The organism is Paraprevotella clara YIT 11840 (genome assembly GCF_000233955.1).
In the GTDB taxonomy this organism is placed as follows: Bacteria; Bacteroidota; Bacteroidia; order Bacteroidales; family Bacteroidaceae; genus Paraprevotella; species Paraprevotella clara.
The window spans coordinates 148348-174339 of record NZ_JH376642.1 but is presented as its reverse complement, the minus strand read 5'-3'; the positions used below and the strand labels follow the sequence as shown (position 1 = coordinate 174339).

Here is a 25992-nt window from a genome sequence, read left to right as displayed (position 1 = left end):
TTTTCTTTATTTCGTGTTTTATTTTGCTGTTTAGAGTAGCTCCAACTGCTTGAATACTTTTGTAAGTTTCTGAATCGCTTCATCCACTTGTTCGTGTGTATGGTTAGCCATCAGGGCGAAACGTACTAAGGTATCCTGAGGCGCACATGCAGGCGGAATCACAGGATTAATGAAAACTCCTTCGTCAAAAGCCAATTTCGTAACCATGAATGTTTTTTCCGTATCACGGACGTAAAGTGGAATGATTGGAGATTCTGTGGCACCTATCTCAAATCCTGATTCACGGAAACGTTTTAAAGCATAATTCGTTACGTTCCATAAATTTTCCAAGCGCTCCGGTTCTTGCTGAAGAATATGCAGGGCTTCTAACGCTGAAGCCGTAGCGGCCGGTGTGGCTGATGCACTGAATATATAGGTACGCGCATTATGCTTCAGCCAATTGATGATGCTTTTGTCTGCTGCGATAAAACCTCCGATTGAAGCCAAAGACTTACTGAATGTTCCCATTATCAAGTCTACCTCATCCGTCAAGCCGAAATAGTCGCATACTCCTCTACCCTGCTTGCCAAAAACACCAAGGCCGTGAGCCTCGTCTACCATAATGGAAGCGTTATATTTATGTTTCAGTCGCACAATTTCGGGAAGGTTGGCTAAATCTCCTTCCATTGAAAAGACTCCGTCTACGATGATTAATTTGATAGCATCCGGATTGCATTTTTGTAATTGCTTCTCCAGGTCTGCCATATCATTGTGCTTGTACTTCAGGTTTTGAGAGAAAGACAAACGTTTGCCATCTACAATGGAAGCGTGGTCTCGGTCGTCGCAAATGATATAGTCGCCCCGTCCTGTCAAACAAGGAATGACACCGGAGTTGACTGTAAAGCCAGTCGCAAAACAGAGAGCTTCTTCTTTACCTACAAAAGCTGCCAATTCTTTTTCAAGTTGAACGTGTATGTCCAATGTTCCGTTGAGGAATCGTGAACCGGCACAACCGGAACCATATTTACGCATAGCAGCCACGCCAGCCTCTATGACGCGGTCGTCGCCCGTCAGACCTGTATAAGCATTAGAACCAAACATGAGTACGCGATGGCCACCCATAAGAACTTCGGTACCTTGTTTGCCTTCTATTTCGCGGAAATAAGGGTATATGCCTTCAGCCATGTACTTTTGTGGCTCGTCATATTTAGCTAATTTGTCTTGTAATAAGCCCATTTTAATAAGTTCGTAATTAAAAAACTTTGCAAAGTTAATAAAAACATCCTTTTAAATAGCCTTTAATCATAAAAAATCTTTTTAATGTTCTTGTAAGCCGTGAAGTCAGACGCTGTATTTCTCATTTTTTATCCTTATCTTTGTTCCCGATTTAAGAAGCAATATGGCAAAGAGGAGCATCGTTTTTATTATAAATCCTATATCTGGAACCCAAAGTAAGGACAATATCATAGAACTGATTTCTCAGCATTTGGATCAAGATAAATTCAACTATCAGATAGCCCGGACCGAATATGCCGGACATGCTACTTTATTGGCACAGGAGCATGTTGAAAAAGGTTGTGATGCGGTTGTGGCTATTGGGGGCGACGGTACGGTCAATGAAATAGCCCGTTCCTTAGTACATACGTCCGTGGCCTTCGGTGTCATTCCTTGTGGATCGGGAAACGGATTGGCACGTCATTTACGCATTCCCATGGATCCGCTTGGTTCCATTAAGGTACTTAATCGTTTTGATATTGAGTGTCTGGATTATGGGAAGATAAATGATGTCCCTTTTTTTTGTACATGCGGTGTGGGGTTTGATGCTTTTGTAAGTTCCAAATTTGCTCATTCGGAGAAACGCGGAGTATTGACTTATTTGGAGAACACGCTTCGGGAAGGTTTGAAATATAAGCCGGATACGTACGAGATTGAGATAGAAGGAGAAACGTCCAAGTATAAGGCGTTCCTGATTGCTTGTGCCAATGCATCCCAATATGGGAATAATGCATATATTGCTCCTCACGCTTCCATGTCGGACGGTCTTATGGATGTAACGATAATGGAGCCTTTTACGGTTCTGGAAGCCCCTCAAATTGCCGTCCAATTGTTCAATAGGACATTGTTGCAGAATAATAAAATCAAGACATTCCGATGCAAAAACATCCATATTCATCGTGAACATCCCGGAGTGATTCATTTTGATGGCGATCCCATGTCGGCCGGGACGGATATTGACGTACAATTAATACAAAAAGGTTTGAATATGATTGTGAATACTCAACAAGCCTCAGACACTGCGTTTGGGCGGGTTGTTTCAGAATTATATGACGAACTGATTTCTTTGAGTATAAGCGTACGTAATCGAAATATCCGGCGTATAGACAGCTTTAACAAAGAAGTCATGAGACGCCTGAAATTATAATCAAAAATGTATGTAATATTCTTCTGTGAGCCTTTTGTACTCTTCCGTGTAAATACCATTCCTGTCTCTGATCATGAGCCGTGTGGTTTGAGGGTAAGGCGTACTTCCTTTTTTAAAGCTCAATAAGGCTCTTTTAGGCATACTCTCAGGCAAACTGTGTATCATACATCTTTTGTGGAGATTGAGTCCCCTCTCCCACGCCATTTGTATGAAAGCATCGGCTGACGATGCAGGGAGGACGACGTTGAAACAAGCTCCGTCGTTCAACCATGTATATGCGTTAGCGATGAGTGCATCGAAAGGAAGAGCGTCACTATGGCGTGCATAGTTACGTTTTTCTCCGGGGCATTGCAGTGAATTCGTGAAAAACGGCGGGTTACATGTTATCAGGTCAAGCTTTTTCTGAGGAATGTAAGTGAGAGCATTTTCTACTTCGAAATGCAGACGTTGTGACCAAGGTGTCTTTTTCCCGTTATCTGTGGCTTGGTTTACTGCTTCCTCGTCTATGTCTATTCCTATGATGTATGCGTTGCACTTTTGAGCTAACATGATGGCTATCAATCCGGAACCTGTGCCGATGTCGAGGATATATTTGGAATCGGGACAAACTTCCGTCCATGCGCCCAGCAGTACTCCATCCGTACCAACCTTCATGGCACATTTGTCGTGATAAATTGTGAACTTCTTAAAGTCGAAATGAGTTTTTGCCATAAAATTCGGGTGTAATCTTAGAGTCTATCCTTCGTTTTGCTTGCAAAAGTAGCAAATATTTGTTATTTCCACTGTATATCATACGTAGAGTACACTCTTTTTTTGTATCTTTGCCACGTTTTGTGAAAAAAGTTTTGTTCACTAAATCATTTAAGATTTTTAATATGCATATTGACGATAATCAGAATCCATTTTCATTGGTTGCAGATTTTGAAGGAGATGAATCCAGTGTTTTCGACGTGGAAATGGAGGCCACATTACCGATTTTGCCGTTGCGCAACATGGTGTTATTCCCAGGTGTGGTGATGCCTGTGGCAGTGGGACGGAAGTCTTCTCTTCGTTTGGCGAAAGCCGCAGATAAAAATAAATTGAACATCGGCGTAGTTTGTCAGTTGAGTCCGGAGACAGAGAATCCGGGGTTTGATGATTTGTATCACATCGGGACGATGGCAAAGATTATTCGTATTCTTGAATTGCCAGACCGGTCTACCACTGTTATCTTACAAGGTATGAGTCGTTTCGATTTGAAAGGTATTGTGTCCGACCAGCCTTATCTTACCGGTATGGTAGAGAAGTTGGAAGACACGCTCCCTTCGAAGAATAACAAAGAGTTCGAAATCTTGGTAGAAGCTTGTCGCGAACGTACGATGCAGTATATTCAGATGAGTGACCAGATGCCGAAGGAATCCATGTTCGCGGTGAAAAACGTGAGCAACAATATGTTTTTGGTAAACTTTGTTTGTGCCAATTTCCCTTTCCCTATTGTCCGCAAGATGGAGTTGTTGAGGGAGGGCGCATTGGATTTGCGTACGGTCAACTTACTCAAGCTGTTGAACAAGGAAATCCAATACTCGGAACTTCGGGCTGAGATTCAGCGTAAGACCCGGGAAGATTTGGACATGCAGCAACGTGAGTACTTTTTGCAACAACAAATCAAAAACATACAGGATGAACTTGGCGGTACGCCCCAGGATCAGGACTTGCACGATTTACGTACGCAGGCTCAAAAAAAGAAATGGCCGGAAGACGTTGCCAAGACTTTCCATCGGGAAGTGGACAAGCTTGAACGCTTGAACCCCCAAAGTCCGGACTATAATGTCCAACTCAATTATTTGCAGACGATGTTGAGTTTGCCTTGGCAGACTTATACGGAAGATAATTTGAGCTTGAAGAATGCAGAAAGAGTTTTGAACAAAGACCATTACGGGCTGGAGAAAGTAAAAGAACGCATCTTGGAGCACTTGGCCGTATTGCAGTTAAGAGGCGACCGAAAATCTCCGATAATCTGTCTGTATGGTCCTCCGGGTGTCGGCAAGACCTCTTTGGGCAAGAGTATCGCCTCGGCTTTGAAGCGGAAATATATCCGTATGTCTTTGGGCGGATTGCATGACGAGGCTGAAATCCGGGGGCACCGCCGCACTTATATCGGAGCTATGCCCGGGCGCATTATAAAAAGTATGATAAAGGCAGGCTCTTCCAATCCGGTGTTCATTTTAGACGAGATAGACAAAGTGACCCAGAATACAGTGAATGGCGACCCTTCTTCTGCTCTGTTGGAAGTACTCGATCCGGAACAGAACAGTGCTTTCCATGATAATTTTCTGGATGTAGACTACGATTTGTCCAAGGTCATGTTTATTGCGACTGCGAATAATATCGGTACTATACCCCGCCCCTTGCTCGACCGCATGGAACTGATAGAAGTGAGCGGCTATATTACGGAAGAGAAGGTAGAGATTGCTAAACGTCATTTGGTGCCCAAGGAAAAGGAAAACAATGGTTTGGCCGACCGGTCGGAAATCAAAATCAGCAAGCCGGCATTGGAGTACATTATAGAGAACTACACCCGTGAGTCCGGCGTGCGGGGATTGGAAAAACAAATAAATAAGGTGTTCCGTAAGATGGCATTGGAATACGCCCGAAACGGTATTTTCTCCTGTACGGACGTGAAAGTGGCAGATGTGGAACGCTTGTTGGGCAAACCCTTATATACTCGCGACAAATACCAGGGCAATGGTTATGCCGGTGTGGTAACCGGATTGGCATGGACCTCCGTTGGGGGAGAAATCCTCTTTATAGAAACCAGTCTGAGTAAGGGAAAGGGAAGTAAGCTGACGCTCACAGGAAATTTGGGCGACGTAATGAAAGAGTCGGCGGTGTTGGCATTGGAGTACATCAAGGCGCATGCTGACCATTTACATATTGATGCGCGGATTTTCGACCTGTGGAATATCCATGTGCACGTGCCCGAAGGAGCCGTACCCAAAGACGGACCATCGGCCGGTATCACGATGGCCACTTCTATCGCTTCGGCATTGACCCAACGCAAGGTCCGCCCGAATCTGGCCATGACCGGTGAGATTACCTTACGGGGGAAAGTGCTGCCCGTGGGAGGCATTAAGGAGAAAATCCTGGCAGCAAAACGTGCAGGCATCAAAGACATTGTTATGTGTGAGGAAAACCGCAAGAACATAGAGGAGATACCGGAAATGTATCTCAAAGGACTGTCGTTCCATTATGTGAACGATGTGTCCGAGGTGCTGAATTTCGCTTTGCTGGACGAAAAAGTAAAAAATGCCATCGAGTTTACTTTCGATGAGCCTAAGAACGAAACGAAATGAAGTTTGAACTCCAACATACAGACACCCTTACGTCGGCACGGGCCGGGGTGTTGACCACAGACCATGGCCCGATAGAGACTCCTGTTTTCATGCCGGTGGGTACGGTGGGTTCGGTCAAGGCTGTCCATCCGTGGGAATTGAAGGAAGATATCAAGGCACAAATCATTTTGGGGAATACCTATCATTTGTACTTGCGTCCCGGAATTGAAATACTGGGCAAAGCGGGAGGTTTGCATAAGTTCAACAGTTTCAACGGTCCTATTCTGACCGATAGCGGAGGCTTCCAAGTCTTTTCGTTGACCGGTATCCGTAAATTACGGGAGGAAGGGTGCGAATTCCGTTCGCATATCGACGGTTCAAAGCATATTTTCACGCCCGAGAAAGTCATGGACATCGAGCGTGCCATCGGGGCGGACATCATGATGGCATTCGACGAATGTCCGCCGGGCACATCCGATTACGCATACGCGAAGAAAAGTTTGGGGCTGACCCACCGTTGGTTGGACCGCTGTATTCGTCGTTTTAATGAGACAGAACCCCGATACGGTTACCAGCAATCGCTCTTTCCCATCGTACAGGGCTGTACTTATAAAGACTTGCGTATCCAGTCGGCCGAGTTCGTGGCGTCAAAGGAGGCCGATGGCAATGCCATCGGCGGATTGGCAGTAGGCGAACCGGCGGAGGTGATGTACGAAATGATTGAGATCGTCAACGGAATCTTGCCGAAAGACAAGCCACGTTATCTGATGGGGGTCGGCACGCCGGTGAATATCCTTGAAGGCATAGAGCGTGGAGTCGACATGTTCGACTGCGTGATGCCTACGCGTAACGGGCGTAATGCCATGCTGTTTACACAGAATGGTATTATGAACCTGCGTAATAAGAAATGGGAAGACGACTTTTCGCCTTTGGATCCGGACGGTACCTCTTACGTAGACAAGGCATACAGCAAAGCCTACCTGCATCACCTTTTCAAAGCTCAGGAGTTGTTGGCGCTGCAAATCGCCTCCATCCATAATCTGGCTTTCTATTTGTGGTTGACACGTGAGGCACGCCGCCATATCATAACCGGGGACTTCGCTTCTTGGAAGGCCTCGATGGTAAAACGGGTGGCCGCACGGCTATAATTAAAGAAGGACTGTATATGAAGTGGTATAAACGTCTCATTTCCAAGTTGGATATGTATCTTATCAAGAAGTTTTTGGGTACATATTTCTTTTCCATTGCATTGATTATTTCCATTGCCGTGGTGTTCGACTTCAATGAGAATATCGATAAGTTTACGACCAACCATGCCCCGTGGAAAGGTATCATTTTCGAGTACTACGCCAACTTCGTCCCCTATTTTTCCAACTTGTTCAGTCCGCTGTTCGTGTTCATCTCAGTGATATTCTTCACCTCCAAACTGGCAGAGAATTCGGAGATTATCGCCATGATGGCCGCCGGGATGAGCTTCAAGCGCCTGATGCGCCCTTATATGATTTCGGCTGCCATCATTGCAGTGATGACTTTCCTGTTGGGAGCCTACGTCATTCCTAAGGGAAGCGTCACGCGGCTCAACTTTGAGAACATATACAAGAAGAAGAAAAAGACGGAGTTTGCCCAGAATGTGCAATTGCAGGTCGATACGGGGGTTATTGCGTTTATCGAACATTTCGACGGACGCACCAAGACCGGTTATCATTTTTCGTTGGACAAGTTTGTGAACAAGAAGCTTGTGTCGCACCTTACGGCGGCTTCGGTGTCTTACGACACGCTGTCGGACGAGCGTTACCATTGGCGAATCAACAATTACACGCTCCGCGAACTGAAAGGCATGCGTGAATACATTTCCCATGGTTCGAGGATAGATTCCATCATCGCCATGGAACCGTCGGATTTCTTGTTGACACGAAACCAACAGGAAACCTTGACCAGTCCGGAACTGAAAGAATATATCGTCAAGCAGCGTGCCCGTGGCTCGGGCAATGTGAAACCGTTCGAGGTGGAGTATCAGAAACGGTTTGCCACCCCCTTTGCTTCGTTTATTCTGACGATTATCGGTCTTTCCCTTTCGGCGCGGAAGCGGAAAGGCGGTATGGGACTGTATTTGGGTATAGGATTGGCTCTGAGCGCTTCTTATATTTTGTTTCAGACCGTGTCGTCTACTTTTGCCATCAATGCAGACTGGCCACCGGCTTTGGCGGCGTGGCTGCCCAATATAATATTTGCCTTTATTGCGTTTTTCCTTTATAAAAAGGCACCGCAGTAGAGTGGATGTAGGATTTAAACACAAATTAGAACAGTGGATTTTTACGATTTAGACTTAAGCGACCAAGTGCTCGATGCCTTGGACGATATGAATTTTACCGAGTGCACGCCTATTCAGGAACATGCCATCCCCGTGATACTCGAGGGGCGTGACATGATCGGCGTGGCACAGACGGGGACGGGTAAGACTGCGGCTTTCCTGCTTCCCATATTGAGTAAACTGAGCGATGGCGGTTATCCCGAAAAAGCCATTAATTGTATCATCATGTCCCCCACCCGGGAACTGGCCCAGCAAATAGACCAGGCCATGGAGGGTTTTTCCTATTACATGAACGTGTCGAGCGTGGCAGTATATGGCGGAAACGACGGGATACGTTATGAGCAGGAGAAACGCGGATTGGCTATGGGAGCAGATGTGATTATCGCCACGCCGGGGCGCTTGATCAGTCATTTGAGTTTAGGCAACGTGGATTTGTCGAAAGTGTCTTTCTTTGTATTGGATGAGGCGGACCGCATGCTGGACATGGGTTTCAGCGACGACATCATGCAGATTGTCAAGTATTTGCCTCAAGAAAGGCAGACCATCATGTTTTCGGCCACGATGCCCCGGAAGATTCAAGACTTGGCACGCACCATTTTGCGCGATCCGGTAGAAGTGAAACTGGCCGTATCGAAGCCGGCCGACAAGATCGTGCAGTCGGCTTACGTATGCTATGAGGCACAAAAGGTGTCGTTAGTCAAAAAGCTGTTTGCCGAGCGGCCTCCGCACCGCGTGATTATCTTTGCGTCTTCCAAGTTGAAGGTGAAAGATATGGCCATTGCTTTAGGGCGTGCCGGATTCAAGGTCGGTGCCATGCACTCGGATTTGGAACAACAGGAGCGTGACGAAGTGATGTATAAGTTCAAAGCCCAACAAATCGACGTGTTGGTGGCTACGGACATCGTGGCGCGCGGCATCGACATCGACGATATCCAGTTGGTCATCAATTTCGATGTGCCTCACGATGCCGAAGATTATGTGCATCGCATCGGCCGTACGGCTCGTGCCAACAACGACGGAGAGGCTATAACCTTGGTGAGCGAGAAAGACCAGCAACGTTTTGCTTCCATTGAGCATTTCCTTGAAACCGAAATAGAAAAACGTCCCCTGCCGGAAGGGCTTGGAGAAGGCCCGGCCTATCGGCCGAAAGAAGGCGGTGAGAAAAGATATGGCGGACGTAGGAATCAGGGGCATAGAAACGGTTATAAAAGAAGAAATAAAAATCAAAGCAAGGAGGGACAATCACAAAAGAAAGCTCGCCCGAATGCAAATAGCAGAAGAAGCACTGCAAATCGGGACAAGAAAGCGAAACAACCCCAAGAAAAGAAAGCTTCCGATTGAATTTTAAGTCTTTCTTAAACTTTCGACAATTACCCTTTTCGGGAAGGATGATTGCGATTGGAAACGCTTCCAGATGGGTTCAGCACCTTTTCCGCATAAAAAAGACAAATCGTCCGTTTGCTTCATCGCGAAGACAAACGGACGTTTTTTTTATTTCTCTTTTTTCAGTAAGTCTCTGATTTCCGTGAGCAGTTGGATGTCGGCCGGAGGAGCAGCCGGAGCTTTCGGTTCCTCTTTCTTCTTTTTGTTGAGGGCGTTCATACCCTTTACCAAAAGGAAGATGGCCAGTGCAATGATGATGAAGTCCAGCGTGGTCTGGATAAAATTACCGTAATTCAGCGTGACGGCCGGCGTCACCTCTGCCCCGCCCTTCATGACTGCCTCTTTCAATGTGATTTTCAGGTCGGAGAAATTCACTCCGCCGATGAGCAAACCTACGGGAGGCATGATGATGTCCGCCACTACCGAAGAAACGATTTTACCGAAGGCACCGCCGATAATGATACCGACCGCCATGTCCACCACATTGCCACGCATGGCAAATTGCTTGAATTCTTGCAAGATTTTTTTCATAGTTTCCAGTTTTGTTTATGAATTACCGAGGCAAGTTAAGCAAAATTATTCCAATGGCCAAATTTCGGTCTCATTCTTTTCCTTTTCTTTTCCCTCTTATTGTTTTTCTTTACAGCCATGGCTTCGTGTTTTTTTGTTCTTCTTCTAAAATCATGATTCTATAAACCTTTGTGTAATAGATGTTTATAAATGCAAAATCAATCTCCTGAGATTGAAAAATCAATCGGCTGAGAACGATTTTCCGTTCTGCGGCAAACGATTTTTCATTCTCAGCCGATTGATTTTATGCTTTGAGGAAGGTGTGCGGAGAGGTTCATCGGATATTCTGAAAAACATACAGAACGGACGTACGCTCAATGCCTGAACCGGGAAATATCCACTTCCTTGATTTCCTTTTTCTTATATCCTCCGAAACGGAAACTGAAGTTCAGGGTGAACGTTCTTAGGTAAAAAGAGTTTTCCATTCTCACGTCCTGACCTCCGTAACGTAGGTTACATTCCGGCATACTTGTATTGAATATGTCACTGCAACGGGCAGAGAGTGTGGCTTTGTCTCCGGCAAAGGTCCATTTCACCCCGGCATCTACCGTACCCACCATTTTCAGGTCGTATGTGCCTTGTATGGCCGGAGTCTGCATGAATCCGCGCAATTCGAAAGTCAGATTCTTGTTCAGCTTGAACGTGTTGTCCCATTGGCACTGCAAAATCCACTTTTTCCGGTCAAAAGGAAGGTCGAAAAAGTCGTCGCAACGGTGGCGCGCGTATTGTTCCACCGCTACCCAACGGGAATCCCACCACGTTCCGACCCGGAACGGCACCGTGGCCATGAGACCTACGTACTGCGTGTAGTTCCAGTTCATCATCTTGTAAATCATGGCCAACCGTTCTGTGGACTGATAGGCCGTTTGCATGAACTGATCTTGGGTGTGGGAGAAGTATGCGCCGAAAACATACTTCTGCTTCACTACGTAATTGGCATTCACACTGTAGTTCGTCTGTGGGCGCAATCCGGGTGTGCCCCATATTTCGGAATATCCGTTGATGTAGCTGACGGAAGACTGCATTTCCCAATATCCCGGATAAGTCTTTTGGGTGGAGAGCGAGAGTTGCAGGATGTGTTCGGGAGTCTTCATGTAAGTGAGGGAAGCCTGAGGGTAGAAAGCCCATTTGCGGTAATTGCCGATGGAGTAATATTCCCCTGTGCCCGATACCGACCATGATATTCCGCTGGGGCAATCCTTTCCCAACGATACGTAGAAGTCCGCGGTCTGTTCTTTTAACTTGGAGTCCGTAGAGGGAGTGGCGATGTCGCCTTCCACTTCGGTGTAGGTTTGAAAGTCATGGTTATGGGTTTGGGTATAAGAGACGCCATATCCCAGATTCCATCCTTGGGACAGTTTGTGTTTCTGGTCGGCATACACGTTGTATCGGTCTATCCGTTGCCCGCCAGCCAAGGTGAAACGGTTCCGGTTGCCGTCGGCATACTCGGCGTGCATCCACCGCCGGTTGTCGGTCGTATAGTGCGTATAGTCCCCACCGGCATCCAGACCGAATCCCGAACGGAGGTGCAATGCGATGTTGTGCATCTGGGCTTCGCGACGGCCGTCTATGTCACTGGTTTGGAAATTTCCTGTCGTTTGCGCGTCCTCTTGTATATCCGGCATGTATTTGCCGGTGTAAGCCAAGTCTATGCTGCTGTTCTCGTCGAAGTGGTATTCTCCGGCCACCCGCATGTTATGCCTGTAAGATTTGTTGCGAAGCTGTTCGTTTTCTTCTATGGAATATACCTGTCCGTCCAGGGTGTGCCGTGAAAACAAGTTGTAATATTGCATCGTGTGTACACGGTCTATGCCGTACATGGCATCCAATGCCAGTTTCGGGGTTGAGAAACGGAAATTCCCGGTGGCATTGCCCGCGTTGAAGTAGCAGTTGTCATAACTTGCATTGACTTCGCCCTGAAAGGAATAGTCGTTGGGACGTTTCAGAACGACGTTCAGGGAAGCTCCTCTTACGTGATATTGCGGCGGAGTGCTATACATGACCTCCACTTTCTCCACGCGGCTGACCGGAGTATTCCGCAAAAGGGTCTCCAACTGTCCCGCATCCATTGTAGTGGGTTTGCCGTTCAGGATGACCGTGACATCTCCGGCACCGGCCAAGGTCAATTTGCCTCCTATCTCTTGCACGCCGGGCAACCTCTGCAAGGCCTCGTAGGTGTTGTTGACGACTTTGTCTCGGACGATTTGTTCCAAATCATAGTTCAACCTCCCCTCTTCCACTCTTACTATGGGGCGCTCGGCTTTGATCACAACCTCACCGATGGTGCGGTCAGCCGGTTGCAGTACGATGGTCCCGACATCCTTTCCCGTTCCGTTTACGGTTCGTGAACGATATAAAAGGTGTTGTACAATCAGGCGATACTGCTCCGGTTGGGCCGACAGGGTGAAACGGCCGTCGGCATCTGATACGGCGGCACTGACGAATATGGAATCTGGAGTCTGCAATACTACCGCAGCCCCTGTTACCGGGCTGGATTCCCGGTCCGTGATTCTTCCGGAAACGGTTTGGGCATCCAGTAATTGAATGCCCAAACCATAGCTCCCCAATAAAAGGACGCTTAAAATCTTGTGTGCTCTGTTCATGATGGTGTGGCAGGGGTTAATACTCGAGAAGTTCCATCGTCGGCTTGCCGTCGTATCCTACACAGATATTGACCATATAACAACTGGCGTCGTCGGGAATACATACCGTGGCATTGAAATGGCATCCGCGCGGACCGGCTTCGGAAAATACCATGTTCGACAGGATGGCCTGATTCAGGAAACCGCTCGGTACGAGCCCGGTGAAGCTTTTCCGGGTATAGTCCCGTGAAAACAAACACACCTTTCCTTTGTACACGCAGATGTGAATCACGTTGTCGTAGTACACATTTTCCACGGCGATACCCTCGTCCGTATAACTTGTCTTGTATACTTTCAAGCGCGAGGGGTTGACATAGACATAGCAGTGGTAACGCTCGCCGCCATGGAACACTACTGTGTCTTTTTTTACGACTTCATTGTAGGTGAGCGTGGCGGCTTGCCGATGGATGAAATAGATACTGTCGTTCGGGTCTTCCGATCGGACGAGCTTCACGACGTCGCCCGTGGCCGAATGGAAGTGGAAAAGGTGATTTCCCCTCTTGTCTATGGGATAAGCGGTCGTATCTCCTCCTCCGACCAAAAACAAAGTGTCCTTACGGATAAAAAAACGTACCGGTACGTTGGCCGTATCAGGGTAATAGATGGTGTCCCCTTTGGCGCAGAACGAAACGGTCTCGGTCTCCTGGTCGATCCAGATTCCCTGCAAAGCTTTTTTGGCCTCCTGGTCTTCCGGTTCGGGAGTATCCTTGTTTGGAGTCCGGTTGTCCCTTGTGCCGCAACTTGTCCATGCTGCCACGGACACTAAAAGACTACCGTATATAATATGATGTATCCATTTCATTACTTTCCGATACAATGGTATTCAAATTCGGCTTCGCGTACTTCGTCAGCGTCATATACGTTGCGCCCGTCGATGATGAGCCGTCCGCTCATCGTCTTCTTCAGCACGCCCCAAGCCGGCAGGCGGAATTCCTTCCATTCGGTCACCAAAAGCAGCGCGTCGGCATCCAATGCCGCTTCGTACATGTCGCGGGCATAAATGACCACATCGCCCAAACGGCGGCGGCATTCATCCATGGCTTCCGGGTCGTAGACACGGACCGTGCATCCGGCTTCCAGTAATTTCCGGATAAGAACGAGGGACGGTGCTTCGCGCATGTCGTCCGTCTCCGGCTTGAAAGCCAGTCCCCACAATGTGACGGTCTTGCCAGCCAACTCATGTTGCCATGCCGTGTCCAGCTTGTGGAAGAGGATGGACTTCTGGCGTTCGTTCACGGCCTCTACGGCTTTTAGTACTGTCATTTCGTAGCCGTTCTGTTCGGCCGTCTTGATGAGTGCCTTCACGTCTTTGGGAAAACAAGAGCCTCCGTAGCCGCATCCGGCATACAGGAACTTGCGGCCGATGCGGGTGTCGGCCCCGATGCCGTTGCGCACCATGTTGACATCCGCTCCCACGCGTTCGCACAAATTGGCGATGTCGTTCATGAACGAGATGCGTGTGGCCAACATGGAGTTAGCGGCATATTTCGTCATCTCGGCAGAGGGAATGTCCATGAATATCACTCGGAAATTGTTGATAAGAAAAGGTTTGTAGAGTTTGGTCATCAGTTCCTTGGCTTTTTCAGACTCCACGCCTACCACCACGCGGTCCGGACTCATGAAGTCGCTGATGGCGTTGCCTTCTTTCAGGAATTCCGGATTGGAGGCCACATCGAAAGCAATGTCGACTCCCCGTTCGTCCAACTCTTCCTGAATGGCGTGACGTACTTTCTGCGCCGTACCGACGGGAACGGTACTCTTGGTGACAACCAATTTGTAATCAGTCATATATCTGCCGATTGTTCGAGCAACTTGTAGGACGTATTTCAAGTCCGCGCTTCCGTCTTCGTCGGGGGGAGTTCCCACAGCACTGAATATCACCTGCACCTTGTCGAGCACGCTTTCGAGTGAAGTGGTGAAGTCCAACCGCCCTGCTTTTTGATTCTTCTGGACCAACTCCTTCAGGCCCGGTTCGTAAATAGGAATTTCACCTTGTTTGAGCTTTTCAATTTTATTCCGGTCCACGTCCACGCAAGTGACATTGACCCCTATCTCGGCAAAACATGCACCGGTTACCAAACCTACGTAGCCGCTGCCTACAATCGCTATATTCATACTTTCGTTGCTATTAACTGTAGGCAAAAGTAATGAAAAATAGAGCTATCAACAATACAAGCTGAAATATTTGATAACTTTTTCTGCAAAAATTAGCAATGTCCACGGGAAAGCCGTAAATTTGTAGTGTGAAAGAGTTAGTAAAACATATCGAGATATTGTTGCTGGAACACGATTGTGTGGTGGTTCCGCAAATCGGGGGATTCGTGACTTGCAATGCTCCGGCCAAATACGTGGAAGAAGAAAATCTGTTTTTACCTCCTATCCGTACGGTGGGGTTCAACGAACGTTTGAAGGCCGACGACGGATTGTTGGTTCGTTCATACGTGGAAGCATACGATTGTTCCGACACCGAGGCGAGAGCCATGCTCGGAGAACAGATCCGCGACCTGCAACAGGAATTGTGGGAGACGGGCACGTACGACCTTGGGAGCATCGGGGTATTGATGTTGGATGAGCGGAACAATGTGGAGTTTTCACCTTGTCAGGCCGGTACGGTCTGTCCGGCTTATTATGGTTTGGATGCCTTGCTGTTCGAACCTTTGCAAGCGGAAAAGGCGGTGGAAGCGTCATTGGCCGTCGAGGTGTCGCGTACGGTTCCCGAAAGAAAGCCCGAAGCGGCTGCAACCGAAAGCGAGCCTGTGGCACGCGGCGAAATCACCATCCGGCTGAAGACGGTGTGGCTGCAAAACATTGCTGCCGTGGCTGCCGTGGTGCTCTTGTTTTTCCTGATGTCTCCCGATGCCAAGAACACGGGAGTGTCTTCCTCGAACCAAGCTGATTTCGCCCGTCTGATGTGGATGCCTGCGGTACAGGAAACCGTACCCGAAGCTTTTGGTAAGCCCGAAGAGATACAGGCCAAGGGTATGGAAACGGATGTGGAAGGCGCGGGAACGGCCGTTGCCCGACCGGAACCCGTCCAAAAGACGGAGGGCGCAGCGGCAGTGAAAAGCGGTTATTGCGTTGTGGTGGCCAGTGCCATTTCGGAAAAGAACGCAGAGAGTTATGTCGAACGGCTTCATAAGGAAGGTTACAAAGAGGCGCAAGTATATAAAAAAGGAAATATGGTGCGTGTGGTTTTCCCGGGATTTGCATCCGAAGCAGAAGCGCATGCCAAGATGAACGTTTTGAGCGACCGGTCGGAAGAGTTTGCGTCTGCATGGGTTTATCATATCAAGTAAGGAATACAAGGAATGAAAAGAGTACGCTGTCCTAAATGTGATCATTACATCACTTTTGACGAAACCCAGTACGAAGACGGGCAGTCGCTTGTTTTCGAATGTCCGGAATGCCGCAAGCAGTTCGGCATACGCATCGGGGCATCCAAGTTGCGGGCTACACGTAAGGAAGAGACTGTGGACGAGAACGAGAACGACGACGCATACGGCAGTATCGTTGTGGTGGAGAACGTCTTCCACTATAAGCAGGTGCTTCCGCTGAAGTTGGGCGACAACGTAATCGGAAGGTACGTGAAAGGGACTGCCATTTCTACCCCCATCGAGACAGTAGACCCCAGTGTGGACACCAAGCATTGCATCATCAATGTGAAACGGGACAAGAACGGTCGTCTGGTGTACACCTTGCGCGACGCGCCGAGCAATACCGGCACTTTTTATATGAACGACATATTGACGGACTATGACCGTGTGAGACTGGAAGACGGCAGCATAGTCACTATCGGGGCTACCACGCTGATATTGCGTGCGGCTCGTGAAGAATAATTTTTATCTTATTTTTATGCAACCGGAATTGAGCAAGATGGTTGCCGCTACCCTTTCCATTGCCGAAAGACAAGTGGCACGCACCTTGGATTTATTGGAGGGAGGGGCTACCATCCCTTTTATCAGCCGTTACCGTAAGGAGATGACCGGAGGGCTGGATGAAGTGCAAATCGGAGAAATCAAAAGAGTGTATGACAAATTGGTCGAGACGGGCAAACGCAAGGAAACGATATTGGCTTCCATCGAGGCGCAAGACAAGTTGACCGATGAACTGAAACGGAGAATCGAGGCTTGTTGGAACGCTACGGAATTGGAAGACATCTATTTGCCTTATAAACCGAAACGTCGTACGCGTGCCGAGATAGCCCGGCAGAAAGGACTGGAACCCTTGGCCGTGATTATCGCCATGCAGCGTGAGGCGCACATACGCGAAGTGGCCGGATGTTATGTGAACGGGCAAGTAAAGGATGCGGACGAGGCTTTGGCCGGGGCTTCGGATATTCTGGCCGAACAGTTCAACGAGAACGAACGTTGTCGGAACTCCGTGCGCCAACAGTTCCGCCGTGGAGCCGTCATCAGTTCCAAAGTGGTGAAAGGTAAAGAGGAGGAAGGGGCAAAATACCGTGATTATTTTGATTTCAGCGAACCATTGAAGCGATGCTCGTCTCATCGTTTATTGGCTTTGCGACGCGGAGAGGCGGAAGGTATCCTGAAAGTGGCTATTTCGCCGGACGACGAGGCTTGCGTGGAAAGCTTGAACCGTTTGTGCGTCAAAGGAAACAGCGAATGCAGCAAACTCGTAGCTTCTGCATTGACAGATAGTTATAAGCGTTTGATTAAACCTTCCATCGAAACGGAATTTGCAGCCGCTTCCAAACAGAAAGCCGATGATGAGGCCATCAGGGTCTTCGCGCAAAATCTTCACCAACTGCTTTTGGCTCCGCCTTTGGGGCAGAAACGTGTGTTGGGTTTAGACCCCGGATTCCGTACGGGATGCAAGGTTGTATGCTTGGATGCCCAAGGGAATTTGTTGCATAACGAAGCGATATACCCCCACCCTCCGCGCAATGAATATGCACAGGCGCAACGGAAGTTGCAGAAATTAGTGGAACAGTACGACATACAGGCTATAGCCATAGGGAACGGTACGGCCAGTCGCGAGACGGAGAGCTTCGTGCAATCTGTCCGTTTCGACCGTCCGGTAGAAGCGTTCGTGGTGAGTGAAGACGGGGCTTCCATCTATTCGGCTTCCGAAATCGCCCGTGAGGAATTCCCGGAATATGACGTGACGGTGCGCGGTGCCGTTTCCATCGGACGCAGGTTGATGGACCCGTTGGCGGAATTGGTGAAGATAGACCCGAAATCCATCGGTGTCGGACAATACCAGCACGACGTGGACCAGATGAAACTGCGGGAAACGCTGAACCGTACGGTAGAATCGTGCGTGAATGCCGTGGGAGTCAACTTGAATACCGCGAGTTGCCAACTGCTGACTTACGTGTCGGGGCTGGGGCCGCAACTGGCACAGAATATCGTGGACTACCGCGCGGAAAACGGTCCCTTCCCCACTCGGCGGGATTTGATGAAAGTGAAACGCATGGGGGCGAAAGCCTTTGAGCAGTGCGCCGGTTTCTTGCGCATTCCGGGAGGTGAGAATCCTTTGGACAATACAGCCGTGCATCCCGAACGTTATGCCTTGGTGCAGAGGATGGCCAAGGATGCGGGGGCTTCTGTGGAAGAACTCATCCGCAACAAGGAATTGCGGCGGAGCATTCCGTTGGAACGGTATGCGACGGAGGATTGCGGCCTTCCTACGCTGAACGACATCATGAGCGAACTGGACAAACCGGGGCGCGACCCGCGCAGCAAAATAAAGGCCTTTTCTTTCGATCCCAATGTGCATACGATGGACGACCTGAAGGAAGGGATGGTATTGCCGGGCATCATTTCCAATATTACGAATTTCGGTTGTTTCGTAGACATCGGGGTGCACGAGAAAGGTTTGGTGCATATTTCGCAGTTGGCCGACCGCTATGTGAGCGACCCGAACGAAGTCGTTTCGCTCCATCAACAGGTGAACGTGCGCGTGCTGCAGGTGGACAAGGAACGCAAACGGATTGCATTATCATTGAAAATCTGATGAATTTATGAAATACAAGATTTTGGTCCTGGATTTGGACGGGACTTTGACGAATAAGAAAAAAGAAATCACGGCGCATACGAGGGAAACCCTCATCCGGGCACAGGAAGCGGGCGTGAAGATCGTGCTGGCTTCCGGAAGGCCCACCTACGGCATCGTCCCGTTGGCCGAAGAACTGCGCCTCGGGGACTTCGAGGGTTATATCCTGTCCTACAACGGAGGGCAAATCATTGATTGGAAGACCAAGAAGATGATGTATGAGAATGAACTCGACCCGAAAGTATATCCTTATTTATATGAATGCGCGAAAAAGAACGGTTTCGTAATATTGAGCTACAAGGACGAATACATCGTATCGGAAGACGCGGGGAATCCGTACGTGCAGCATGAGGCTTTTCTGAACAGGATGCCCAGCATTATCGTACCGAATTTCCTGGAGGTGTTCGATTTCCCTGTTCCGAAGTGCCTGATTGTGGGCGACCCGGAACCGTTGTCCGTGCTGGAGCAAAAGATGAAGCAAGATTTGGAAGGGCGGATGAATGTATTCCGTTCCGAACCGTTTTTCCTGGAATTGGTGCCCAATGGTATCGACAAGGCGCGGAGTCTTGCCGTCCTATTGGACGAGTTGGGCATGAAGCCGGAAGAGATGGTGGCTGTGGGTGACGGATTCAACGACTTGTCCATGATTCAGTTTGCAGGTTTGGGAGTAGCCATGGCCAATGCGCAGGATGTCGTAAAAGAAGCCGCCGACTATGTTACTCTCTCGAATGAGGAGGACGGTGTGGCTGCAGTGGTGGAGAAATTCCTGCTTTGTGTTTGACATTTTGGCAAAATGCCATTTTCCCCCATGTAGGATTGTGATATTTCGGGGGCAAGGCAGATGAAGACGAAAACAAGCGATTCTCGTGCGGTCTGGCGGAAACAAAAAGACAACTCCTCAGTTCTTTTCCTTGTATCCTGCAAGAAGAACTGCTGTCCTATGCCTTTCCTGTCGGGGTTCATGATAGCAAAAATCGTGTTTAAGCTTTCATCATGCCGCCCTTTCCACAGTATCAGGTACCGACCAAATAGAAAAAAACGAGGCGTTTTGCGCTGTTTCGTTTGCCGTTTTCAACTGTTTTAAGTGTCGGAATGCGGATGACCTCACTACGACTTGAGGAGATAAAAAATGTTTTCTGCGCCAAACGAAAAAAAGTTCGGCCTCGTTTGAACTTAAAAAACGTTTAATCGTATAAAAAACGAGGCCAAATTGTGAAGAAACGTATCTAAACTCAAACAGAAATCTTGTTTTTCCGTTTTTTCAGCGGCTCACGTCCTATCCGAAGAAACGCTTGAAACTTTCTTTTTGCATACGAAACCCTTATTTCCCTGCCATTTGTCCAAAATGAATGGATGGTGAGAAAAAGGCATCCCATTGCACGTGGTCTCGCATTTTTTATGTAATTTTGTTCTCAGTTTGTGCGGATTCCCTTTGTGTCCGTTAAGGCAGGCCGGCAAGGTCGGGCGGGAATCCGGACCATCCATGTGGAACTTTAAAAAAGCATATCAGGAATGAAATAAAAATAAACGACATATTTAAATATTAACAAAGCATTAGCTATTATTGCGTTCACCGAAAAGTGTAGGAAGCTCATTAGGAAATAGAACATGCAAATAATAGACAAGCTTGCCGTGGGAGGTTGAAGCTTACCAAGAAAGATAGGACTAATGTTTGCGCCGTCAGGGCGTGGACTTGTCTTGTTTTCTTGGGAGGCTTCCTTTTCCTACACTGCCTCGGTGGACGCACAGATAAGGTTCACGCCTTCTTTGTGTGTCCATGCGGATGATAGCAGATGCGTAAAAGCTATCATCTGTTATGAAAGAAAAAATCAGTAGTCTAACATCGAGCACTATCAGTGCGCTCCGGTTTCCGTTGACGGTAGGTGTCGTATTCATCCATTTCAACGTTCTTTCCGATAATTTGGCCGTGCGTGGCACCGGAAACGCCGAACACTTCCCCACGTGGCTCGTATGTATGTTCAACTTGTTTAGCGAAGTCCTGCCGCGCATTGCCGTACCGTTGTTCTTCATTATCTCGGGTTACCTGTTTTTCCGTTCGGGTTTCATGATACGGACTTACACAGACAAGTTACGCAGAAGGGTACGCACGCTCCTCGTCCCATATATCCTATGGAACCTGCTCTACTTGATCAGAACTGCTTTTCGGGACATTCCCGCATTCTCTGGCTTAAGCCACGACACAGCGCAAGCCAACTGGTCGTTGTCTGCGGTGTTGGCGTGTTTCTGGGACAAAAGTCGCGGTGTGTTCCCTGTACCTGCATCGTCATACATTTATCCGCAGGATTTTCCCTTGTGGTATGTTCGCGACCTTATGCTCGTGGTCGTATTGGCTCCTGTATTCTATTGGATGCTCAAAAAGGTTGGATGGTTGGCAGTTGTGGTTTTGGGTATGGTTTGGCTTGCCTTGCATTCCATTTGCAATATAACCTACTGGGGACAGTTCTTCACAGCGGCTTTCTTCTTCTCGTGGGGAGCCTGCTACGGTCTGAAAGGTATGGACTTGGTGGCCTCGATGCGCCACCGCACGTGGATAGCCCTGCTGTATCCCCTTTGGGCGGTGGCTGATATGCTAAAGGTGGAGGGTATATACGGTATTTATATCCACAATATCGGCATCATTTTCGGCATATTCTCAGCGGTCGTGCTGACGGCATACTTGTTGGAACGCGGTGTCATCCGGGTGAACAAGTTCTTGTCGGATGGCAGTTTCTTCCTGTATGCCCTACACGCTTTGCTCATGCTCGTCTTAGCAAGGTGTATCACAAAAGTATTTTTCGTGGACAGTCTTTTTTATACGGTTGCACTTTATTTCGTCGTGCCCTGCTTGACTACTGCCGTCTCATTCGGACTCTACGAGTTGCTTCGGCGATATACACCCCGGATTTGCGCAGTGTTGACGGGAGGGCGATGACGCTGTTCCGGTTTTCGTCAGCATAATGAAAAAATGCCGGAAAGGTTGGAACTTGAAACCTTTCCGGCATTTTCTGTGTTTACGCTCTTCTTTCCAGCATAACCACGTTTTCCACGTGCTGCGTATGCGGGAACATGTCCACGGGGCGTACTCCCATGATTTTGTATTGAGAATCCAGCAAAGCCAGGTCACGTGCCTGTGTGGCCGGATTGCAACTGACGTAGACGATGCGATGAGGTGCGGCAAATAAGATAGTCTCTATGACGTCTTTGTGCATGCCGGCTCTTGGAGGATCCGTGATGATTACGTCCGGTTGGCCGTGTGCCGTGATGAATTCCTTGTTCAGGATGTCCTTCATGTCACCGGCGAAAAACAGGGTATTGCCGATTCCGTTGATTTGTGAATTGATTTTGGCATCCTCAATGGCTTCGGGCACATACTCTATTCCGATGACCTTCCGGGCTTTCCCGGCCACGAAATTGGCAATGGTTCCGGTTCCGGTATACAAGTCGTAAACCAGTTCCGTACCGGTGAGGCCTGCAAAGTCCCGCGCTACCTTATATAATTCATACGCCTGATCGGTATTGGTCTGGTAGAAACTTTTCGGACCGACTTTGAACCTCAGATTTTCCATTTGCAGGTAAATGTGGTCGTTTCCCCTAAACGTGATGACGTCCAAATCGCCTATCGTATCATTGTATTTGAGGTTGTTTACATATAATAAAGAGGTAATCTCCGGGAATGTTTCGGCCAGATAACCCATCAATGCCTCGGCTTGCGCTTTTTCCGTATCGTCGGTGATGCAGAACTGCATAAGAAGCATCAGTTCGCCCGTATTGGAGTTACGGATCATCATGTTGCGCAATAGTCCGGCATGTTCCCGCTGATCGTGGAATGTCAACTGGTGCTCGTACCCGTAGTCACGGATGGCGTTACGGATACGGTTATTGATATCATCCATCAGACGACATTGTTCGATGGGTAAAATCTTGTCGAACGAACCGCTGGTGTGGAATCCTACGGCTCCGTTCTGCGTATATGCGTTTCCGGATGCGATTTCTTCCGGTGTAAGCCATCTCTTGTTTGAAAAACCGAATTCCAGCTTGTTTCGGTATTCTTCCGTTTTCACGGAACCCAATATCGGCTGTATGCCGTCGAGTTCCACCTTGCCGATACGTGTAAGGTTGTCCAGAACTTGCTGTTGCTTGTATTTGAGCTGCTCTTCGTATGGGAGACATTGCCACTTGCAACCGCCGCAAACTCCGAAATGCGGGCAGAAAGGTACGGCCCGAAGGGGAGAATATTGGTGGAACTTCACGGCTGTCGCTTCGCAATAATGATGTTTTTTCTTCTGGATTTTCAAGTCGACCACATCGCCGGGAACGACAAAGGGAACGAAAACCACCATGTCGTCCACCCGGGCCAGGGCTTTGCCCTCTGCTGCCACATCCGTAATTGTAATATTCTCTAATATAGGGAATTCTTTTCTTTTTCGGGTCATATCCGATGAGTTTATTCTGTTTTTTATTTTGATTTCAGGGGACAAAAGTAGCATTTTTTTTGCATTTTTTCTCGTTTTTCCTTTTGCAGCCCATTTTTTTTGAGTAGTTTTGCATTAATTCATTTTGTTAACTAATTCAAAAACAAGCTTTGAAAAATGAGTGAAAAAAGAGTTTATACTTTTGGTAACGGGCAGGCTGAGGGCAATGCCCAGATGAGAGAAAGACTTGGTGGCAAAGGTGCTAATCTCGCCGAAATGAATCTTATCGGTATACCTGTACCTCCCGGTTTTACCATTGCAACAGATGTTTGCAACGAATACTATGAAGTGGGGCAAGAGAAAATCGTAGAAATACTTCAAGCTGAGGTCAATGCTGCGGTGGCCCATGTAGAAAACTTGATGAACAGTAAGTTCGGAAGTACTGAGAATCCGTTGTTGGTCTCGGTTCGTTCCGGTGCCCGGGCTTCCATGCCGGGTATGATGGATACCATTCTTAACTTAGGTTTGAATGATGAAGTAGCCGAAGGAATGGTACGTAAGACGGGTAATCCTCATTTCGTGTACGATTCTTACCGCCGCTTTGTTCAGATGTACGGCGACGTGGTGCTGGGAATGAAACCGGTGAATAAGGAAGATATCGATCCGTTCGAAGCCATCATAGACGAAGTGAAAGCCATTCGCGGGATAGAGTTGGACAAGGATTTGTCGGTGGATGAGTTGAAAGATTTGGTGGCCCGTTTCAAGAAAGCCATCAAGGAACAGACCGGAAATGACTTCCCTACCGACCCGATGGAGCAACTCTGGGGAGCCATCTGCGCCGTATTCCGCAGTTGGATGAACGAACGTGCTATTCTTTACCGTAAGATGGAGGGCATACCCGATGAATGGGGTACGGCGGTTTCTGTCATGGCCATGGTATTCGGCAATATGGGCGAAACGTCGGCTACGGGTGTTTGTTTTAGCCGCGATGCCGCAACTGGCGAGAACCTGTTCAACGGCGAGTACCTTGTGAATGCCCAAGGTGAGGACGTTGTGGCCGGAATCCGTACACCCCAACAAATCACGGTAGAGGGTTCACGCCGTTGGGCTGCCCTGCAAGGTATCTCGGAGGAAGAACGTGCCGCCAAATATCCTTCGATGGAAGAGGCTATGCCTGAGATTTATAAAGAGCTCGATGCCATTCAGACTAAATTGGAAAACCACTATCGCGATATGCAGGATATGGAGTTTACAGTTCAGGATGGCAAACTTTGGTTCTTGCAGACGCGCAACGGTAAACGTACCGGTACAGCTATGGTGAAAATCGCCATGGACTTGGTGCGTGAAGGATTGATAGACGAGAAGACAGCATTGAAACGTTGCGAGCCTCAAAAATTGGATGAGCTTCTCCACCCCGTGTTTGACAAAGATGCGTTGAAGAAAGCCAAGGTGATTACCCAAGGGTTGCCGGCGTCTCCGGGGGCGGCTTGCGGACAAATCGTGTTCCACGCAGATGATGCCCAGAAATGGCGTGAGGACGGCCATCGGGTGGTTATGGTACGTATCGAGACCTCTCCCGAAGATTTGGCCGGTATGTCGGCAGCCGAAGGTATCCTTACCGCTCGTGGAGGTATGACTTCCCATGCGGCCGTAGTGGCTCGTGGTATGGGTAAATGTTGTGTGTCCGGTGCCGGTGCCATCAATGTGAACTACAAGAACAAGACAGTGGAGATCGAAGGCGTTGTATATAAAGAAGGCGATTACATCTCTTTGAACGGTTCTACGGGACAAGTTTATGCAGGAGAGATACCGACGAAAGCGGCTGAACTATCCGGTGACTTCAAGGCACTGATGGATTTGTGTGACAAATATACGAAGCTTCAGGTACGAACGAATGCCGATACACCGCACGACGCGCAAGTGGCTCGTTCTTTCGGAGCAAAGGGTATCGGTTTGACCCGTACGGAACACATGTTCTTTGAAGACCAAAAGATTGTGGCCATGCGCGAAATGATTTTGGCTGGTAGTGTGGAAGGCCGTAAAAAAGCTTTGGCCAAACTGCTTCCTTATCAGAAGAGTGACTTCAAAGGCATTTTGGAAGCTATGGATGGCTGTCCGGTGAACATTCGTTTGCTCGATCCCCCACTCCATGAATTTGTGCCCCATGACTTGAAAGGACAGCAGAAGATGGCCGATGAGATGGGTGTCAGTGTGGAAGAAATTCAGAAACGTGTGGAAAGCCTTGCCGAGAACAACCCGATGTTGGGTCATCGTGGATGCCGTTTGGGGATTACTTTCCCGGAAATTACCGAAATGCAGACCCGTGCCATTTTGGGTGCAGCCTGCGAGTTGAAGAAAGAAGGTAAGGACCCGAAACCTGAAATCATGGTACCGTTGGTAGGCATCCTTTATGAGTTGAAACAGCAGAAAGAAGTTATTTTGGCTACGGCTAAAGAAGTTTTCGCCGAAGAAGGTATCGAAGTGGAATTCGAAATCGGTACTATGATAGAGACTCCTCGTGCGGCTCTGACAGCCAACCGTATCGCTTCGGAAGCCGAGTACTTCTCTTTCGGAACGAACGACTTGACACAGATGACATTCGGTTACTCACGTGATGATATTGCCAGCTTCTTGCCGGTATATTTGGAAAAGAAGATTCTGACAGTAGATCCTTTCCAGGTGTTGGACCAGAACGGTGTGGGCCAGCTCATTAAGATGGCAGTGGAAAAGGGACGCAGCGTACGTCCGGACATCCGTACCGGCATTTGCGGAGAGCATGGCGGTGAACCTTCTTCCGTGAAGTTCTGTGCTAAAATAGGAATGGACTATGCATCTTGTTCTCCTTTCCGCGTGCCTATTGCCCGTCTTGCTGCGGCGCAGGCGGCTCTCGAAGATTGATTCAAATCCATTTGATTGCAATAATTAAAGAAATAGACCTGCGCATCCA

General features: G+C 48.4%; 18 protein-coding genes. 11 read left to right on the top strand and 7 right to left on the bottom strand.

Annotation, left to right across the window (positions count from 1 at the left end):
• Window positions 1-30 precede the first annotated feature (30 nt).
• The gene (spt, locus tag HMPREF9441_RS15945; RefSeq protein WP_008622910.1) at window positions 31-1215 is read right to left on the bottom strand and encodes a serine palmitoyltransferase; all 1185 of its coding nucleotides are present in this window, start codon (window positions 1213-1215) and stop codon (window positions 31-33) included.
• A 163-nt stretch (window positions 1216-1378) separates the two neighbouring features.
• Here spt and HMPREF9441_RS15940 point away from each other — a divergent pair, with 163 nt between their 5' ends.
• Window positions 1379-2401 (top strand): diacylglycerol/lipid kinase family protein, encoded by a 1023-nt coding sequence (locus HMPREF9441_RS15940; RefSeq protein WP_008622909.1) that lies wholly within the window; start codon window positions 1379-1381, stop codon window positions 2399-2401.
• On the opposite strand, the gene HMPREF9441_RS15935 is transcribed toward HMPREF9441_RS15940, so the two are convergent.
• On the bottom strand, window positions 2402-3112 hold the full coding sequence (locus HMPREF9441_RS15935; protein ID WP_008622908.1) for a tRNA1(Val) (adenine(37)-N6)-methyltransferase: 711 nt from the start codon (window positions 3110-3112) through the stop codon (window positions 2402-2404).
• A 164-nt stretch (window positions 3113-3276) separates the two neighbouring features.
• On the opposite strand from HMPREF9441_RS15935, the gene lon reads away from it, so the two are divergent.
• From lon to HMPREF9441_RS15915, 4 genes are read left to right on the top strand one after another with little or no spacing between them, the layout of a single operon-like run.
• Window positions 3277-5733: an endopeptidase La gene (gene lon, locus HMPREF9441_RS15930; RefSeq protein ID WP_050806184.1), complete on the top strand. Its 2457-nt coding sequence runs from the start codon at window positions 3277-3279 to the stop codon at window positions 5731-5733.
• The gene (gene tgt / locus HMPREF9441_RS15925; RefSeq protein ID WP_008622906.1) at window positions 5730-6860 is read left to right on the top strand and encodes a tRNA guanosine(34) transglycosylase Tgt; all 1131 of its coding nucleotides are present in this window, start codon (window positions 5730-5732) and stop codon (window positions 6858-6860) included. The genes lon and tgt overlap by 4 nt, the downstream gene beginning before the upstream one ends.
• A gap of 17 nt (window positions 6861-6877) precedes the next feature.
• The gene (locus HMPREF9441_RS15920) at window positions 6878-7984 is read left to right on the top strand and encodes an LptF/LptG family permease (protein ID WP_008622905.1); all 1107 of its coding nucleotides are present in this window, start codon (window positions 6878-6880) and stop codon (window positions 7982-7984) included.
• A gap of 33 nt (window positions 7985-8017) precedes the next feature.
• Window positions 8018-9364, top strand: coding sequence for a DEAD/DEAH box helicase (locus HMPREF9441_RS15915; protein WP_008622904.1), 1347 nt, complete (start codon window positions 8018-8020; stop codon window positions 9362-9364).
• Between the two features lie 150 nt (window positions 9365-9514).
• Here the strand turns inward: HMPREF9441_RS15915 and mscL are convergent, their stop codons facing one another.
• The 4 genes from mscL to HMPREF9441_RS15895 form a co-directional block, all read right to left on the bottom strand.
• Window positions 9515-9937, bottom strand: a complete 423-nt coding sequence (mscL, locus tag HMPREF9441_RS15910) for a large-conductance mechanosensitive channel protein MscL (protein ID WP_008622903.1) — start codon at window positions 9935-9937, stop codon at window positions 9515-9517.
• 353 nt (window positions 9938-10290) lie between these two features.
• Window positions 10291-12579 carry a TonB-dependent receptor gene (locus tag HMPREF9441_RS15905; RefSeq protein ID WP_008622900.1) on the bottom strand — a complete coding sequence of 763 codons (2289 nt, stop codon included), beginning with the start codon at window positions 12577-12579 and terminating at the stop codon, window positions 10291-10293.
• Window positions 12580-12595: 16 nt separating this feature from the next.
• Window positions 12596-13420 carry a DUF4738 domain-containing protein gene (locus tag HMPREF9441_RS15900; RefSeq protein ID WP_008622899.1) on the bottom strand — a complete coding sequence of 275 codons (825 nt, stop codon included), beginning with the start codon at window positions 13418-13420 and terminating at the stop codon, window positions 12596-12598.
• Window positions 13420-14733 (bottom strand): UDP-glucose dehydrogenase family protein, encoded by a 1314-nt coding sequence (locus tag HMPREF9441_RS15895; RefSeq protein ID WP_008622898.1) that lies wholly within the window; start codon window positions 14731-14733, stop codon window positions 13420-13422. The genes HMPREF9441_RS15900 and HMPREF9441_RS15895 overlap by 1 nt, the downstream gene beginning before the upstream one ends.
• A 128-nt stretch (window positions 14734-14861) precedes the next feature.
• Here HMPREF9441_RS15895 and HMPREF9441_RS15890 point away from each other — a divergent pair, with 128 nt between their 5' ends.
• The 5 genes from HMPREF9441_RS15890 to HMPREF9441_RS15865 all read left to right on the top strand — a co-directional run bounded on the left by HMPREF9441_RS15890 (window position 14862) and on the right by HMPREF9441_RS15865 (window position 21565).
• The gene (locus tag HMPREF9441_RS15890) at window positions 14862-15914 is read left to right on the top strand and encodes an HU domain-containing protein (protein ID WP_008622897.1); all 1053 of its coding nucleotides are present in this window, start codon (window positions 14862-14864) and stop codon (window positions 15912-15914) included.
• A 12-nt stretch (window positions 15915-15926) separates the two neighbouring features.
• Complete coding sequence (locus tag HMPREF9441_RS15885) at window positions 15927-16454, top strand: FHA domain-containing protein (RefSeq protein ID WP_008622896.1); 528 nt, start codon at window positions 15927-15929, stop codon at window positions 16452-16454.
• A gap of 16 nt (window positions 16455-16470) precedes the next feature.
• Window positions 16471-18594, top strand: a complete 2124-nt coding sequence (locus tag HMPREF9441_RS15880; protein WP_039865526.1) for a Tex family protein — start codon at window positions 16471-16473, stop codon at window positions 18592-18594.
• A 7-nt stretch (window positions 18595-18601) separates the two neighbouring features.
• On the top strand, window positions 18602-19414 hold the full coding sequence (locus tag HMPREF9441_RS15875; protein ID WP_008622894.1) for a Cof-type HAD-IIB family hydrolase: 813 nt from the start codon (window positions 18602-18604) through the stop codon (window positions 19412-19414).
• Between the two features lie 1035 nt (window positions 19415-20449).
• Window positions 20450-21565 (top strand): acyltransferase family protein, encoded by a 1116-nt coding sequence (locus tag HMPREF9441_RS15865; RefSeq protein ID WP_008622889.1) that lies wholly within the window; start codon window positions 20450-20452, stop codon window positions 21563-21565.
• A 79-nt stretch (window positions 21566-21644) separates the two neighbouring features.
• On the opposite strand, the gene rlmD is transcribed toward HMPREF9441_RS15865, so the two are convergent.
• On the bottom strand, window positions 21645-23066 hold the full coding sequence (gene rlmD / locus HMPREF9441_RS15860) for a 23S rRNA (uracil(1939)-C(5))-methyltransferase RlmD (protein ID WP_039865523.1): 1422 nt from the start codon (window positions 23064-23066) through the stop codon (window positions 21645-21647).
• A gap of 156 nt (window positions 23067-23222) precedes the next feature.
• On the opposite strand from rlmD, the gene ppdK reads away from it, so the two are divergent.
• Entirely contained in the window at window positions 23223-25943 is a 2721-nt protein-coding gene (ppdK, locus tag HMPREF9441_RS15855) for a pyruvate, phosphate dikinase (protein ID WP_008622887.1), read from the top strand.
• The last annotated feature ends 49 nt before the right edge of the window (window positions 25944-25992 follow it).